This window comes from Saccharothrix sp. CB00851 (genome assembly GCF_001905065.1).
Lineage (GTDB): Bacteria > Actinomycetota > Actinomycetes > Mycobacteriales > Pseudonocardiaceae > Actinosynnema.
On sequence record NZ_LWLC01000010.1, the window covers coordinates 85,471 to 98,989 of the forward strand.

Here is a 13,519-nt window from a genome sequence, read left to right on the forward strand (position 1 = left end):
TTGACGCGCCCGCGTGGCGGTGCCGCGGTGGATCTCGCTGGATTGGAATCGGATGGATCTACCGTGGGTCACCGGTGTTCTGACCGAGCGTGACCGGTTTCGGTGGTGTGCCGTCGGGCGAGGGCGGCGCTGGCGGCGTTCGCGGCGGGGCACGACGAGCTCGCCGTGGCGCTGGCACGTCAGGAGTACGAGGCCGCCGTGCTGTGGGGCGAGTCGCGCACGGTCGGTCGCGCGTTGTGCGCCCTGGCCGTGGTGGACGCCGACGGCCACGAGGTGGAACGGCTCAGCGAGGCCGTGCAGCTGCTGGAGCTGGTGCAGGCGTGGCCCGAGCTGGGGCGGGCCCAGTACGAGCTGGGCGTCCGGCTGGCCGCGCGCGGCGACGTGGTGACGGCCAGGCAGCGGCTGCACTGGGCGCTCGCGCTGGCCCGGCGGACCGGCAACCCGCAACGGGCGCAGTCGGCCGAGGGTGCGCTGTCCGCCGTCGCCGCGTCGCCGCGCAGGCCCGCGCTGACCCGTCAGCAGGCGCGCATCGCCGGACTCGTGGTCGCGGGCTACTCCAACCGGGAGATCGCCACGAGCGCTCGCCGCTCGCGTCCACGAGTTGGAGCAGGTGCGCGCGCTGCACGAACTGCGCAACCGGCTGCCCCGGCTGATCAACGACGACGCGTGGGAGCGCGTCGGCGAGCTGTTCACCGAGGACGCGCACCTCGACTACGGCGAGGTGGGTCGGGCCGACGGCCGCGCGGCCATCGCGGAGTACTTCGCCGGGCTGCCCGCGCGGATCGAGGCGGACAACCCGGTGGCGTCCGAGGTGCTGGTCGAGCAGTTCGTGCACGGGCACGACGTGGAGGTCGACGGCGACCGGGCGACCGGCGTGTGCTTCTTCGAGGAGAAGGTCGTCTTCGACAAGGAGACGTACCTGGTCGCGGGCCGGTTCGCCGACGAGTACGCGCTGGTGGGTGGCCGCTGGCTGTTCGACCGGATCACGCTCACGCCGTTCTGGGTGATCCCGTACGACCGCGGCCACGGTCGCTGGCCACCACCGCCGGCCGCCACCGCTCCAGGGGGAGGGTCCATGCTCCAGCAGAACACCACCAAGCGCATCGGCTACTGGCTGCTCCTGCTCCACCAGGCGTTCGACGCCGCCACCACCACCGCGTTGCGGGACGTGGGGCTCAACCGCAGGCGGTGGCAGGTGCTGCACGCCATCCACATCGGTGTGCTGACGGTGCCCGCGATCGACGAGGCGTTCGCGCCGTTCCTCGTGGCTGACCGCGAGCGGTCCTACCGCCCGGTCGTGGAGGATTTCGCCACGCGCGGCTGGGCCCGGTTGGACGGTGACGACATCACCTCGACCGAGGCGGGCGCCGAGGCGCACGCGAAGGCCGAGGTGCTGGTCGACGCGCACGCCGCGAAACAGTTGCGCGGTATCACGCAGGAAGAGTTCCTCGCGGCCAACGACGTGCTGCGGCGGATCGCCGAGGACATGCGGGAGAACGGTTCCGCCTGAGCGTTCACGCTCATTTCCTCCCGAATTCTTTCCGGGGGCGGTCGAACCTGCCCGTGCACGGTCGTGGTTCGAAACGGGGAGGGGGGTCCAACCGTGCGAAAAGTGCTGATCGCCAATCGCGGCGGGATCGCGGTGCGCGTTGCCCTCGCGTGCCGCGACGCAGGGCTGGAAAGCGTGGCGGCGTACGCCGATCCCGACCGGGACGCACCGCACGTGCGCCTGGCCGACGAGGCCTTCGCGCTGGGCGGCGACACACCGGCCACGAGCTACCTCGACATCGACAAGGTGCTCGCCGCCGCACGGGGGTCGGGCGCGGACGCCGTGCACCCCGGCTACGGCTTCCTGTCCGAGAACGCGGCGTTCGCGCAGGCCGGGTCGGAACTTCCTGCCCGCGCCGCCCGCGCGCTGGCGGAGTTCGAGGTCGACGGTGTGCCGACCACGCTGCCGTTCCACCGGGCGGTGGTGGAGGACCCGGCGTTCGCGGGTGAGCCGTTCGCCGTGCACACCCGGTGGATCGAGACCGAGTTCGACAACCGCATACCGCCCTACGACGGCCGGCCGCACGACGAGCGCGCCGCCGCGCCGCGCGAGACGGTGGTGGTCGAGGTCGGCAGCCGCCGTCTGGAGGTGTCGCTGCCGTCGCTGGTGCCCGCGTCACGAGGACCCGTCGCCACGGCGGTCCGCAAGCCACGTGCGGCGGCGCGCACAGCGGCCGCGACCGGCGGCGAGCTGGTGTCGCTGCCGTTCGACGAGGACGCCGCCGGTCACGTGCCGGGCGAGGGCGGCGCGCTGCTGGTGCCGGAGGACGGCGCGCACGCCGCCGGCCGCGGTGCGCGCGTCTGCGGCGAGATCGCCGGTCACGCGTCCACGATGAAACCCGCCGCCCGGCAGCGACCGCGCGCCGAACTTGCAGAAGGTGATCCAGCGTGCGCTGGTCGGTGCGCGAGCGGCACCGGGGGCGCCGCCGTCCCGGTGAGGTCGGGTGTCAGAGCTTGCCCGCGCCGGAACCCGCGGTGACCGACGACTTGACCGTGCTGACGTCGTCGGCGGTGTAGCTGTACGGGATCGGGGCGACCGTGCCGTTGACCTCACAAGGGCCGGAGTCGGTCAGGGAGTTGTCGCGCGCCACCAGACGTCCGGGATCGGAGTCCGCGTAGCCGCTCGCCGACCAGCACGCCTGCCGCACGTTCTCGAAGACGTTGCGCTCCACCAGGAGCCCGGCGTCCATGAGCGAGGCGATGGCGTAGGAGTCGGCGTTGTTGTTGACGTTGGTGTAGTAGTTGTTGAACACGTGGACCGTCTCGCCGAAGCGCACCCGAGGGCTGCGTTCGAAGGTGCGGTCGAACCAGTTGTGGTGGTACGTGACGCGGAGGTGGCCGCGGTCCTCGCCGCCGTTGCTGTCGGAGTGGCCGACCAGCGACGTCTTCCAGTGGTTGCGGATGACGTTCCACGACACGGTGATGTAGTCGGCGGCGTGGGTGATGTCCAGCATGCCGTCGTAGTAGTCGGGGTCGTCCTCGATGGTGCTGGACATGGTGTTGTGGTCGATCCAGATGTGGGTGGCGTTCTCGATCTGGATCGCGTCGCCGCCGACCTTGCCGCGGATGTTCAGGTTCTGGATGATCACGTTGGCCGGGCGCATGTCCTCGATGTTGAGGGTGGTCCCGGAGATGCCCGACGTGGAGCCGACGCCCCGGATGGTCTTGTTCGCGCTGATCTCGACCGTGCCGGTGCCGCTGAGCATGCCGTCGACCAGGATGGTCTTGGCGCCCGCGGACTGCGCCTGGGTGCGGAAGTCGGCGAACGTGCTGACGGTGACCGTGGTGCCGCCCGCGCCGCCGGTCGTGCCACCGGCCTGCGCGGCCCAGCCGACGAGCCCGCCGGGCGGTTGCGGCTGCGGCGTGCCACCGGCTTCGAAGTCGAGGTGGTCGATGTTGGGCAGGCCGTTGGAGGTGGTCGGGTTCAGCCGGATGGTGTTGCTGCCCGCGTTCACCGGCACGCTGAGCGTCTTGGTCACCCACGTCGACCAGGCGCCGGTGCCCTCGAACGACGGCGACTGCGCGGTCGTCCCGTTCACGACCAGGTTGGCCGGTCGCGCGGTGGTGGTGCCGTTGGCGAACCGGACGCCCAACGTCGCCGTGCCCGCGGCCGCGGCGTTCACCGTGAACTGGACGTGGCCGCTGGTGGAGTTCGTGCCGTTGCAGAACCCGCCGCCGGTGAAACCGGGCCAGTTCGAGTCGATCGAGCCGGAGCACACCGCGGGCGAACTCTCCGCCTCGTACCGGGTGGGCGCGGCCTGGGCGGCGGATGCCACCGCGACCAGCGCGCCGGCTAACAAGCCGACGCAGGCAATCATGGGTTTCACGCGCATAATTCGTCTCCGTGGCGTAGGCAAAACCGATTCCGACGCAGTGGAAGACACAGTGCCCCCTGGTGCTTCATTGCGCCGCAGGACAGGAAATCGCTTTCCCGTCGGATGCTAGGAGGTAGCCAACCGCAGGTCAACGGCCTGGATCGGAAATCGTGAACTGGTCATACTCGTGAACAAAACGGTCATACTCGTGAACCGGGTGCGTGCATTTGCCCGAATGGGCAGGGCCAGGTGAATCGGGGCAGACCGCGCTCGTGGGCCTTGTGGTCGCGGCGATCACCCCGACACACTGCACGCCTCCGCTCACCGTTGGGGGACTCCATGCGGACGTTGCTCGTCACCGCACTGGCCGCGAGCCTGCTCGTGGTCGCACCCGAGGCCGAGGCCTCGGCGGTCGCCTGGCAGCCGTGCCCGGACCAGCCCGCCGCCGAGTGCGGCACGGTGTCCGTGCCGCTCGACTGGGCCGACCCGCGCGGACCGAGGACGGACCTGGCCGTGTCACGGGTGCGCGCCACGGATCCGGCGCGTCGGATCGGCGTGGTATTCGTGGACGCGGGCGGTCCCGGCGGGTCCGGCGCGGAGTTCACCCGCGCCCCCTACCTGAGCGCCGAGGTGCGGGCGCGGTTCGACGTCGTCGGCTTCGACCAGCTCGGCACGAACAACAGCTCGGCGATCCGCTGCTCACCGGAGCTGATGTCCGGGCACCCGGGCGACGACCCGGCGGACGAGGCCGCGTTCGCCGCGCTGGCCGCGCACAACCGCGCGGTGCGCGACGAGTGCCGTGCCCGCCACCCGGTGTTCGACCACGTGGACACGGCCCGTTCGGCGCGGGACCTGGACGCGGTGCGCAAGGCGTTGGGGGAGCGGCGGATCAGCTTCTACGGCATCTCCTACGGCACGCTGCTCGGTCAGCAGTACGCGGAGCTGTTCGGCTCACGGGTGCGCTCGATGGTGCTGGACGGGGTGATCGACCACAGCGCCGACCTGCGCCGGCTCGTGCTGGACCGGGCGTGGGCGGTGGAGGAGTCGTTCGGTGTGTTCGCCGCGTGGTGCGCGGAGAACGCCACGTGCGCCCTGCACGGGCAAGACGTCTACGCTGCCTGGGAACAGGCGCTGGGCAAGGCCGACGAGATCGGGCTGGGCCGGCACAACCTGATCCAGTGGGCGTTCTCGGTGATCCGCGACGGGGCGTGGGAGGGCCTGGCGTCGCTCATCGTGGACGTCGATGGTCTGCGCGGCCTGTCGTTCGAGCCGAACTACGACTCGTTGCGCTATGCCGTGGTGTGCCAGGACTTCGCGTTGCGGTTCGCGGACTTCGCCGAGTACCGGGCCTTGCGGCAGGCCGAACTGCGTGTGTCGCCCACGATGCGCGGCTCGTTCCTCGGCCACCAGGAAGCCACCACGTGCATCGGGTTCACCGACCCGCCGACCAACCCGCCGCACCGCCTCGACGTCGACCACGCGCCGCCGCTGCTCCTGCTGACCAGCCGGTACGACGTGGCCACGCCCTACCAGTGGGCGCGCAACGTGCACCGGCAGGCGAAGGGCTCGCACCTGGTCACCTTCGACGGCCCCGGCCACGGCGTCTACCACGCCAACGCCTGCACGCGGGCCGCCACCGACCCCTACCTGCTCGGCACGGCGCCCGCGCGCGACGTCACGTGTTGACCGCGGTCGGCAGGCCTGCGCCCGCCGGCGGGGCCGGGCCGAACTCGGCGAACACCGCGTGCAGCGCGGCTTCCTGGGCCGCCACCGAGGTCAGGTTGGTGTTGACGGCGACCGTGACTCGTCGGCGTGCGTCGGGGGAGTGCACGCCGTCAGGCGTGCGACGGTTCGTGAAACCGGACCGGCCTACCCTTCGCGGCGCATCGAACGGCGGATCTCCTCCAGCTTGTCCAGCCCGGCCTGGCGGCGTGCCTCGAACTGGTCCTCGACCGCCTTGGCCTCCGACGTGGCCACGGCCAGCTCCTCTGCGCCGATGCCGGTGGCGACCCGGTTCTCGATCCGGTCCCGGACGTGCTCGAAGGTGGGCACGCCGTCCTCGGTGTAGTCACCGGCCGGCACCACGCGTGGCGCACCGTCCTCGACGATCTCGGCGTCGATCACCGGATCCTGGTCCCCGTTCATCCCCAACTCCGTTCGCCGTGCCGACCACGAGGCTACCCCGCGAGCACCGACCGGGCCTCCTCGCGGCACAGCTCGCTCCACCGCGCCAGATCCGCCGCCGCACGCCTGCGCACCTGCCAGGGCACCACCTCGGCCAACGCCACAGCCCGCACCGCCACTGCCGCCTTCTCACGCACGTCCGGCGACAACCCGACCGCCGCCGCGCACCACACCCGCGCCACCGCCGGCACCAGCCCGTCACGTGCCATGGCGACCAGCTCCAGTGCCGCCTCGGTCGGTTCGAGCAGACCGATCGCCTTGAGCGCCTTCCGGCGCAGCAGCGGGTCCGGCGTGTCGAGCAAACCGCGCAACACCGCCATCGCCGCCCGCCGAACCATCGGAGCTTGCTCGATCAGGGTGCGCGCCGAGCGGATCCGCACGGTGGTCGACACGCTCTCGTCCACCATCAGCGACCGCAGCACTTCCGTGGCCCGCTCCCGTCCCACCGTCCCGAGCTGCGCCAATTCGTACACCGCCCGCCGCCGCAGCACCGGCCGAACCTCCGGATCGGTCGCGATCGCGTGCAGGACGCGTGCGGCTGCGGCCCGATCGTCCACGTCGTACGGGACCAGCGTCGTGCCTGCCTGCACCCGGATCGCGGGCGACATCCGCTCGTCGTCCCGCATCGCGCGCACCGCATCGAGCCCGTCGTACTGCCTCAACGCGTACCGGAACTCCAACCGATCACGGTCCGACGTGCCCGGCTCGCTGACCACCGCCCGCAGGAACCCCACCACCGCCTCCGGCAACCTCGCGGCAACTCCACCAACCGCCCGTGCCCGTCCAGGATCGGCGTCGGCCGCGACTGCGCGTGCGGCTCCTCCGCGCCCATGCTCAACTCCTGCCGCACGTACACCGTGGCCAACGACGGCCGCCGCGCACCCGGCAACCGGTAGGGCAACTCCCGCGCCGCCCGCACCTGCGCGCTCATCAACGACAGCACGCCGACCGGCAGCTCACCCGGTCGGCCGATCGGCGGCCCGCCGAAGTGCAGGTGGACGTCACCCTCGATCACCCCGGCCTGCACGCTCGGCCCGAGAACGTCACCGCCGACGTGGTTCGCGGTCACCGGCCGGCCGTCCTGTTCCACCCGCAACTCCCCGTCCGCCGCACCGACGCGAGTGGTTGTCCACGCTACCGGACCGCCCGGCCCCGTCCGGTCGGGCCGCCGCCGGCACCAGGCCGGGCAGGGCGTGGGTAGGGTCGATCGGGTGAGGCCGTTGCTGCTGCTCGACGTCGACGGCCCGCTGCACCCGTTCGCGGCCCGCACCCCGCCCGAGGGGTACGTCGAGCACCGGTGGCGGCTGTCGCGGCTGCCCTGGCGGCGGGCGGTGCAGCGGGCGTGGCTCGACCCGGGGCTCGGTCCCGCGCTCCTCGACCTGGCCCACCGCACGGGCGCCGAACTGGCCTGGGCCACCACTTGGGAGGACCGGGCCAACACGACCGTCGGACCGGCGCTCGGCCTGCCGCCGCTGCCCGTCGTCGGCGTCCGGGCGTACGAGGGTGTGGGCGACTGGAAGTTCGGTGCGGTCGGCAGGTTCGCCCGAGGTCGGCCGCTGGCCTGGCTGGACGACGACTTCGACCTGTTCCCGACCGCTCGGGGCAGGTTCCTCGAACGGCGGCGCGACACCCCGACCGCGTTGATCGCCGTCGACCCCGCCACCGGCCTGACCGCCGAGCACCTCGCGGCGGTCGAAGAGGCGCTGGTCGGCGGGTGATGTCCGGGCCATCAAACGGGTGATGCCGGTCGGAGGTGATGCGGTCGGGCGGCCGGGGTGCCATGTTGAGAGGTGGCGAAGTGGCGTGCACTCTGGTGGGGGAGCGCGATGCGGCGGACAACGGTCGTCCTGCTGTCGGTGGCGGGCCTGCTCGCGGGGTGCCTCGGCCAGTCGCGCGAAGCCGATCCGGGACGCAACGCCGACGCCAAGGACGTCACGCTCACGATCACCGCCAACGCGGTGGCGGGCGGGAAGAACGCGCGCGGCGCCGACTGGATCACCAACTGGGTGATCCCGCGGTTCACCAAGGAGCAGAAGGCCAAGGGCGTCAACGCCACGGTGCGCTTCGAGCAGAACGGCGCGGGTGACGAGGACTTCAAGACCAAGGTCGCGCTGAACTTCAAGACCGGCGGCGGTGGCGACATCGTGGAGCTGGACGGCATCTGGCTCGGCGAGTTCGCCCAAGCCGGTCACGTCCGGCCGTTGGACGACATCGTCGGCGAGGCCGAGGTCGACGCGTGGGACGGCTGGCGGCAGATCCCGGACGCCGTGCAAGGCCTCGGCGAGTTCGACGGCAGGCGCTACGGCGTGCCGATGGGGACCGACGGCCGGGTGCTGTTCTACAACAAGAAGCTGTTCGCGCGGGCGGGCCTGCCCACCGACTGGCAGCCGCGCGGCTGGGACGACGTCCTCGACACCGCCGCGCAGCTCAAGGCACTGCCGGGCGTGGTGCCGCTCCAGCTCAACGCCGGCACCGCGATGGGCGAGGCCACCACCATGCAGGGCGTGCTGCCCGCGTTGGCCGGCACCGGCACCACCGTGCACGAGAACGGCAAGTGGCAGGGCGCCACGGCGGGCGTCAAGGACGTCCTCGCGCTCTACGACCGCGTCTACCGGGACGGGCTCGGCGACCCGGTCCTGCAACAGGAGGCGAAGGGCCGCGACCGGTCGTTCGCGCTGTTCGCCGAGAACAGGATCGGCATCCTGCTGGAGAGCGACTACTTCTGGCGCTCGGTGGTCGAGCCGCGCACCGGCGTGGCCAGGATGGCGGACCGCGACACGGCCGTCGGCTGGGCCCTGATCCCGGCCCGCGTGCCCGGTGCCGGTGTCGGCGGCCAGGACTTCGTCAGCATGTCCGGCGGCGGCGTGCGGGTCATCAACCCCAACACGCGCTACCCGCGCCAGGCGTGGGAGCTCATGCGGTTCCTGAACTCGGCCGAGGCGGTCAAGTCGGCGTTGGCGGGCGGCGCGCAGGTCACCCAGCGCACCGACGTGAACGACGAGGTGCTGGCGGGCGACCCGCTGCTGGCCTTCATCGCCGAACGGGTGCTGCCGATCACCCGGTACCGGCCCGGCCTGGCGGACTACCCGAAGGTGTCCGCGGCGTTGCAGCAGGCGACCGCCGACGTGGTGGCGGGCCGCGGCCCCGACGAGGCCGCCCGGTCCTACCACGACGCGCTGGTCAAGGCGGTCGGCGAGGACGCCGTAGCGGGCGGCTGAGCGCGACCCGGCCGGGCTCGGCACGGCGCGCGCGATCGGGTTCGTCGCACCGGCGTTGCTGCTGGTCGGCCTGTTCCTGGTGTTCCCGGCGCTGTGGACGCTCTACATCGGCATCACCGACTACCAGCTGACCGGACCGGCCGCGGCCGAGCCGAGCGTGGTCGGGCTCGACAACTTCACCACCGCGCTGGACGACCCGCTGTTCGCCAACTCGCTCTGGCTGACCGCGCTGTTCGTGCTCGGCTCCGCCGTCGTCGGGCAGAACGTGCTCGGCTTCGCGCTCGCCTGGCTGCTGCGCCGGGTCCGGCCGGCGCTCCGGCGCACCGTCGAGGGATTCGTGCTGCTGGCGTGGATCCTGCCCGGACCGGTCGTCGCGTACCTGTGGTTCGCCGTGCTGAGCCGGGACGGCGGCACGCTCGGCCTGCTGCTCGGCCGGCCCGAGACGGCGTGGCTGGTCGAGTACCCGATGGTGAGCCTGATCGTGTTCAACACCTGGCGCGGCACGGCGTTCTCCCTGCTGCTCTACACGTCCGCGCTGGCCGCCGTGCCGCCGTCGCACCTGGAGACCGCGCGGCTGGCCGGTGCCGGCGGTTGGCAGACCGTGCGGGACGTGGTGTTCCCGCACATCCGGGGGCACGTGCTGACCAACACGCTGCTCATCAGCCTGTGGACGGCCAACGACTTCACGCCGTTCCTGCTCACCGCGGGCGGCCCGAACCACGAGTCCGAGGTGCTGCCCGTGCTGATCTACCGGCAGGCGTTGGAGAGCGGGCAGCTCGGGTACGCGTCGGCGATGTCGTTGCTGCTGCTGCTCGGAAACCTGGTGGTGGCGCTGGTGTACCTGCGGCTGTTGCGCAGGCGGGCATGACGCCGGGGTGGGTGGTGCGCCGGATCGGCTTCTACGTGCTGATCGCGGTGGTGCTGGCGTTCTTCGCGGTGCCGATGCTGTGGCTGGCCGGTGCGCCGTTCGACGCCCGTCCCGGGTTCGGCCCGCGGTGGCCGGAGTGGACGTTGGCGAACGTGCACGCCACCTTCCGCCACCCGTTCGCGCTGCGGTCGCTGGTCAACTCGCTGGTGCTGTGCCTGGTCGCGACCGCGGTGACGACGGCGTTCGCGGCGCTGGCCGCCTACGCGCTGTCCCGCGTGCGCCTCCCCGGCCGGGACGCGCTGCTGTACGTGCTGCTGTTGCTGTCCAGCGTGGTGACGGGCACCGCGGCCATGGTGCCGCTGTTCGTGCTGATGCTCCAGCTCGGGCTCATCGACTCGCGGTTCGGCACGGCGCTGGTGATCGCGGGCGGGATGCTGCCCGCCGCGATCTTCATCCTGAAGGACTTCGTGGACGCCGTGCCGCGCTCGTACGAGGAGTCCGCGCGGGTGTTCGGCGCGTCACCGCGGCAGGTGCTGGGGCACGTGGTGCTGCCGATCACCCGGCCGGGACTCGCCACGATCCTGGTGTGGTCGTTCGTCAACGCGTGGGGCAACTTCCTGCTGCCGTTCCTGTTGCTGCGCGACGTCGACAAGCAGCCGGCGGCGGTGCTGATGCGGACGTTGCAGGACGAGGGCGGCAGCGCGAACCTCACCGTGATCCCGGTGTTCTCGCTGCTGTACTCGATCCCGGTGGTCCTGCTGTACCTGGTCGTGAACAAGCGCTACGGGTTCCGATTCCACGGGGGCATCAAGAGCTGATGGCGGGCGTCGACATCACCGGTCTGTCCACTGTGTACCCGAACGGGGTGCGCGCGGTGGACGCGCTGGACCTGCGGGTGGTGAACGGGGAGCTGTTCGCGCTGCTCGGGCCGTCCGGGTGCGGCAAGACCACGTTGCTGCGCACGATCGCGGGACTGGAGGCGCCCGCGGCGGGCACCGTCACGATCGGGTCGCGCGACGTGACGCGGTTGCCGCCCGGTCGGCGCGGGGTGGCGATGGTGTTCCAGGACTACGCGCTGTTCCCGCACATGACCGTGGCGGAGAACATCGCGTACCCGCTGCGCGTGCGCCGTGCGCCCAAGGCGCGGCAACGGGAAGCGGCCGCCGAGGTGGCCGACGGCCTGAGCCTGTCCGGGTTGCTCGACCGCAGGCCGGGGCAGCTGTCCGGCGGTCAGCAGCAACGCGCGGCGCTGGGCCGGGCCGTCGCCGCGGACGCCGACGTGCTGCTGCTCGACGAGCCGCTGTCGAACCTGGACGCCCGGTTGCGGCTGGAGGCCAGGACGTTCCTCAAGCGCTTGCAGCACGACCTGGCGCTCACCACCGTCTTCGTGACGCACGACCAGGCCGAGGCGCTGGCGCTGGCCGACCGGATCGCGGTGATGGAGTCGGGTCGGATCCGCCAGATGGGCACACCGCGCGAGGTGTTCCAACGGCCCGCCGACACGTTCGTCGCGAACTTCATCGGCTCGACACCGATGAACCTCATCGAGGCCACGGCCCGGGACGGCCACGTGGAGTGCGCCGGAGCGCGGCTGCCTGGCCCACCGGGACTGGCCGACGGCACACCTCTCGTCGTGGGCGTGCGGCCCGAGTACCTGGCACCGGCCGACGACGGCATCACCGGCGTGGTGTCGACCGTGGCGAACCTGGGCGTGTCGTCGCTGGTGACGCTCGACTGCCCGGACGGCACGCCGGTCAGCCTCACCGTGCCGGAGCAGCACGAACCCGTCCTCGGCCGCACGCTCACCGTGAACGCCGCCCCCGGCAGGTTGCTGTTCTACGGCGCGGAGGACGGCAGGCTGCTCGACGGTCTCGACGCTTGAGCCGTCCGGCCACACGCCGCACCGCCGCTCGCTGCGCCTGGCCGGACCCGCGTCAGCGGACGCGGTCGTAGACCACGGCGATCACGCCCTGGTCGCCGGTCTCCTGGTGGGTGACCGTCCACCTCGAACCCGGCAGGCCGTCGTCGAACAGCCGCGGTCCGCCGCCGGCGATCTCGGGGCAGATCAGCAGATACAGCCGGTCGACCAGGTCGGCGGCCAGCAGCGGCTTGATCACGCTGGCGCTGCTGTTGACGAGGATGTCGCCCTCGCCGCCCGCCTTCAGGTCGGTGACGACGTCCGCGGCGGGTGCGTCGACCACGCGGGTGCGTTCCCACGGCGCCTCGGTCAAGGTGGTCGACAGGACTACCTTCTCGGCGTCGACCAGCCACTTCGCGTAGGCCCGGTCACGTGGGTCGGCGTTCTCGTCGCCGGCGACCGACGGCCAGAAGCCCAGGAACCCCTCGGCGTTGAGGCGGCCGAGCACCGCCGTCGTGGCGGTCTCGCACATGCGGGTCATGTGGTCGCGCGCGACGTCGGTGACCGCGTACGGGACGATCGCGGCGAGGTCGTGCGGTCCGGCGGGGCCGTGGTAGCGCCCGTCGAGGGTGAGGGCGAAGTTCGCGGTCACCTTGCGGGCGGTCGGGTTCGTCATGATCGTGCTTCCTTCTCGTTGGATGCCTTGGTGGTGTGCCGGGTCGCGTGGACGACGTTGGCGAGGTTGTCGAGCACCTGGTTCCAGCCGGTCGGGATCCCGGCGACGAACGGGACGGCGTCGACGGTCGTCGCGGTGATGCGCAGGTCGAGCCGCAGCAGCGTGCCCTCGGGGGTCTCGGTGAGCGCCAGGTCGTAGTGGCCGGTGAACGACACCGCCCCCGCCGCGTCCAGCACGGAGAGGTCGAACACGAGCCGCTCGGGTTCGTCCGCGGTGTGCACGGTTCCCGCCGAGCGGTAGCGCCCTTCGGCGTCGCGGTAGTCGAGGAGGGCACGCCCGCCCTCCCGCGGCTCGATCACGCAGTCGGTGACGGTCATCGACGGCGGTGCCCACCAGGACGCCAGCAGGTCCGGCTGGACCCAGTGCCGCCAGACCACGTCCCGGGACGCGGCGAGCACCCGCTCGAACGAGAAACCGCGCCCGTCCGCCCACCGATCCCGGTCCGCGACCGCGGCCTCCGCCTCGATGGCCGCCCGGTACCGCGCGATGACGTCCCGTTCGCCCTGGTGCGCGTCGCTGGTCGCGACCAGCTCCCGCAACCGCCGTGCCAGCGCCTCCAGCGGCCCAATCTCGACCGCGTACACGCGTCGTTGGCCGAGCGGGGTGACCGTGACCAGGCCCGCCCGGGCGAGGGTCTGGAGGTGCTTGGTGGTCTGCGGCTGGCGGGAGCCGGTCAGCTCGGCCAGTTCACCGACCGATCGCGGCCGCACGGCGAGGAGCTCCAGGATGCGCCACCGTGCGGCATCTCCCAGTGCTGAGGCGATCCGATCCATGTCCTGAAGTATTCACCTC

General features: G+C 71.9%; 14 protein-coding genes and 1 pseudogene. 8 read left to right on the forward strand and 7 right to left on the reverse strand.

All coding sequences use genetic code 11. The features are described 5' to 3' along the window. Positions 1–610 precede the first annotated feature (610 nt). Both A6A25_RS11420 and A6A25_RS46790 read left to right on the forward strand, forming a co-directional pair. The gene (locus A6A25_RS11420; protein WP_241828602.1) at positions 611–1,510 is read left to right on the forward strand and encodes a nuclear transport factor 2 family protein; all 900 of its coding nucleotides are present in this window, start codon (positions 611–613) and stop codon (positions 1,508–1,510) included. A 93-nt stretch (positions 1,511–1,603) separates the two neighbouring features. Next, a pseudogene (locus tag A6A25_RS46790) lies at positions 1,604–1,882 on the forward strand (biotin carboxylase N-terminal domain-containing protein); the annotation flags it as partial. A 613-nt stretch (positions 1,883–2,495) separates the two neighbouring features. Here A6A25_RS46790 and A6A25_RS11430 read toward each other — a convergent pair. Further along, positions 2,496–3,881 (reverse strand): pectate lyase family protein, encoded by a 1,386-nt coding sequence (locus A6A25_RS11430; protein WP_073888314.1) that lies wholly within the window; start codon positions 3,879–3,881, stop codon positions 2,496–2,498. Between the two features lie 321 nt (positions 3,882–4,202). Between A6A25_RS11430 and A6A25_RS11435 the strand changes: the two genes are divergently transcribed. Next, a complete protein-coding gene (locus A6A25_RS11435; protein WP_143193095.1) occupies positions 4,203–5,549 on the forward strand; it encodes an alpha/beta hydrolase in 1,347 nt (448 codons plus the stop codon). Here the strand turns inward: A6A25_RS11435 and A6A25_RS43965 are convergent. From A6A25_RS43965 to A6A25_RS42890, 4 genes are read right to left on the reverse strand one after another with little or no spacing between them, the layout of a single operon-like run. Next, entirely contained in the window at positions 5,539–5,694 is a 156-nt protein-coding gene (locus A6A25_RS43965) for a hypothetical protein (protein ID WP_158073714.1), read from the reverse strand. The genes A6A25_RS11435 and A6A25_RS43965 overlap by 11 nt on opposite strands. Positions 5,695–5,732: 38 nt before the next feature. Further along, positions 5,733–6,008 carry a hypothetical protein gene (locus tag A6A25_RS11440; protein WP_073888315.1) on the reverse strand — a complete coding sequence of 92 codons (276 nt, stop codon included), beginning with the start codon at positions 6,006–6,008 and terminating at the stop codon, positions 5,733–5,735. A 32-nt stretch (positions 6,009–6,040) separates the two neighbouring features. Continuing rightward, a complete protein-coding gene (locus A6A25_RS11445) occupies positions 6,041–6,727 on the reverse strand; it encodes a hypothetical protein (RefSeq protein ID WP_158073715.1) in 687 nt (228 codons plus the stop codon). Continuing rightward, positions 6,706–7,137, reverse strand: a complete 432-nt coding sequence (locus tag A6A25_RS42890; RefSeq protein ID WP_073888317.1) for a hypothetical protein — start codon at positions 7,135–7,137, stop codon at positions 6,706–6,708. The genes A6A25_RS11445 and A6A25_RS42890 overlap by 22 nt, the downstream gene beginning before the upstream one ends. Positions 7,138–7,258: 121 nt before the next feature. Here A6A25_RS42890 and A6A25_RS11455 point away from each other — a divergent pair, with 121 nt between their 5' ends. The 5 genes from A6A25_RS11455 to A6A25_RS11475 all read left to right on the forward strand — a co-directional run bounded on the left by A6A25_RS11455 (position 7,259) and on the right by A6A25_RS11475 (position 12,015). Next, entirely contained in the window at positions 7,259–7,765 is a 507-nt protein-coding gene (locus A6A25_RS11455) for an HAD domain-containing protein (protein WP_073888318.1), read from the forward strand. A gap of 108 nt (positions 7,766–7,873) precedes the next feature. After that, entirely contained in the window at positions 7,874–9,265 is a 1,392-nt protein-coding gene (locus tag A6A25_RS11460; RefSeq protein WP_073888319.1) for an extracellular solute-binding protein, read from the forward strand. Positions 9,266–9,320: 55 nt separating this feature from the next. Next, positions 9,321–10,133: a carbohydrate ABC transporter permease gene (locus A6A25_RS11465; protein ID WP_198932667.1), complete on the forward strand. Its 813-nt coding sequence runs from the start codon at positions 9,321–9,323 to the stop codon at positions 10,131–10,133. Further along, positions 10,130–10,951, forward strand: a complete 822-nt coding sequence (locus A6A25_RS11470) for a carbohydrate ABC transporter permease (RefSeq protein ID WP_073888321.1) — start codon at positions 10,130–10,132, stop codon at positions 10,949–10,951. The genes A6A25_RS11465 and A6A25_RS11470 overlap by 4 nt, the downstream gene beginning before the upstream one ends. Further along, entirely contained in the window at positions 10,951–12,015 is a 1,065-nt protein-coding gene (locus A6A25_RS11475) for an ABC transporter ATP-binding protein (RefSeq protein ID WP_073888323.1), read from the forward strand. The genes A6A25_RS11470 and A6A25_RS11475 overlap by 1 nt, the downstream gene beginning before the upstream one ends. A gap of 52 nt (positions 12,016–12,067) precedes the next feature. Here A6A25_RS11475 and A6A25_RS11480 read toward each other — a convergent pair whose 3' ends face one another. Further along, positions 12,068–12,667 (reverse strand): dihydrofolate reductase family protein, encoded by a 600-nt coding sequence (locus A6A25_RS11480; protein WP_073888326.1) that lies wholly within the window; start codon positions 12,665–12,667, stop codon positions 12,068–12,070. Next, positions 12,664–13,500: a metalloregulator ArsR/SmtB family transcription factor gene (locus A6A25_RS11485; RefSeq protein ID WP_073888329.1), complete on the reverse strand. Its 837-nt coding sequence runs from the start codon at positions 13,498–13,500 to the stop codon at positions 12,664–12,666. Before A6A25_RS11485 ends, A6A25_RS11480 begins: the two co-directional genes overlap by 4 nt. Positions 13,501–13,519: the final 19 nt, after the last annotated feature.

Excerpts from the sequence above, each read along its gene's own strand:
- A6A25_RS11430 (WP_073888314.1), bottom strand. The coding sequence starts at position 3,881 with ATGCGCGTGAAACCCATGATTGCCTGCGTCGGCTTGTTAGCCGGCGCG.
- A6A25_RS11435 (WP_143193095.1), top strand. The coding sequence starts at position 4,203 with ATGCGGACGTTGCTCGTCACCGCACTGGCCGCGAGCCTGCTCGTGGTC.
- A6A25_RS11440 (WP_073888315.1), bottom strand. The coding sequence starts at position 6,008 with ATGAACGGGGACCAGGATCCGGTGATCGACGCCGAGATCGTCGAGGAC.
- A6A25_RS11460 (WP_073888319.1), top strand. The coding sequence starts at position 7,874 with ATGCGGCGGACAACGGTCGTCCTGCTGTCGGTGGCGGGCCTGCTCGCG.
- A6A25_RS11470 (WP_073888321.1), top strand. The coding sequence starts at position 10,130 with ATGACGCCGGGGTGGGTGGTGCGCCGGATCGGCTTCTACGTGCTGATC.
- A6A25_RS11475 (WP_073888323.1), top strand. The coding sequence starts at position 10,951 with ATGGCGGGCGTCGACATCACCGGTCTGTCCACTGTGTACCCGAACGGG.
- A6A25_RS11480 (WP_073888326.1), bottom strand. The coding sequence starts at position 12,667 with ATGACGAACCCGACCGCCCGCAAGGTGACCGCGAACTTCGCCCTCACC.
- A6A25_RS11485 (WP_073888329.1), bottom strand. The coding sequence starts at position 13,500 with ATGGATCGGATCGCCTCAGCACTGGGAGATGCCGCACGGTGGCGCATC.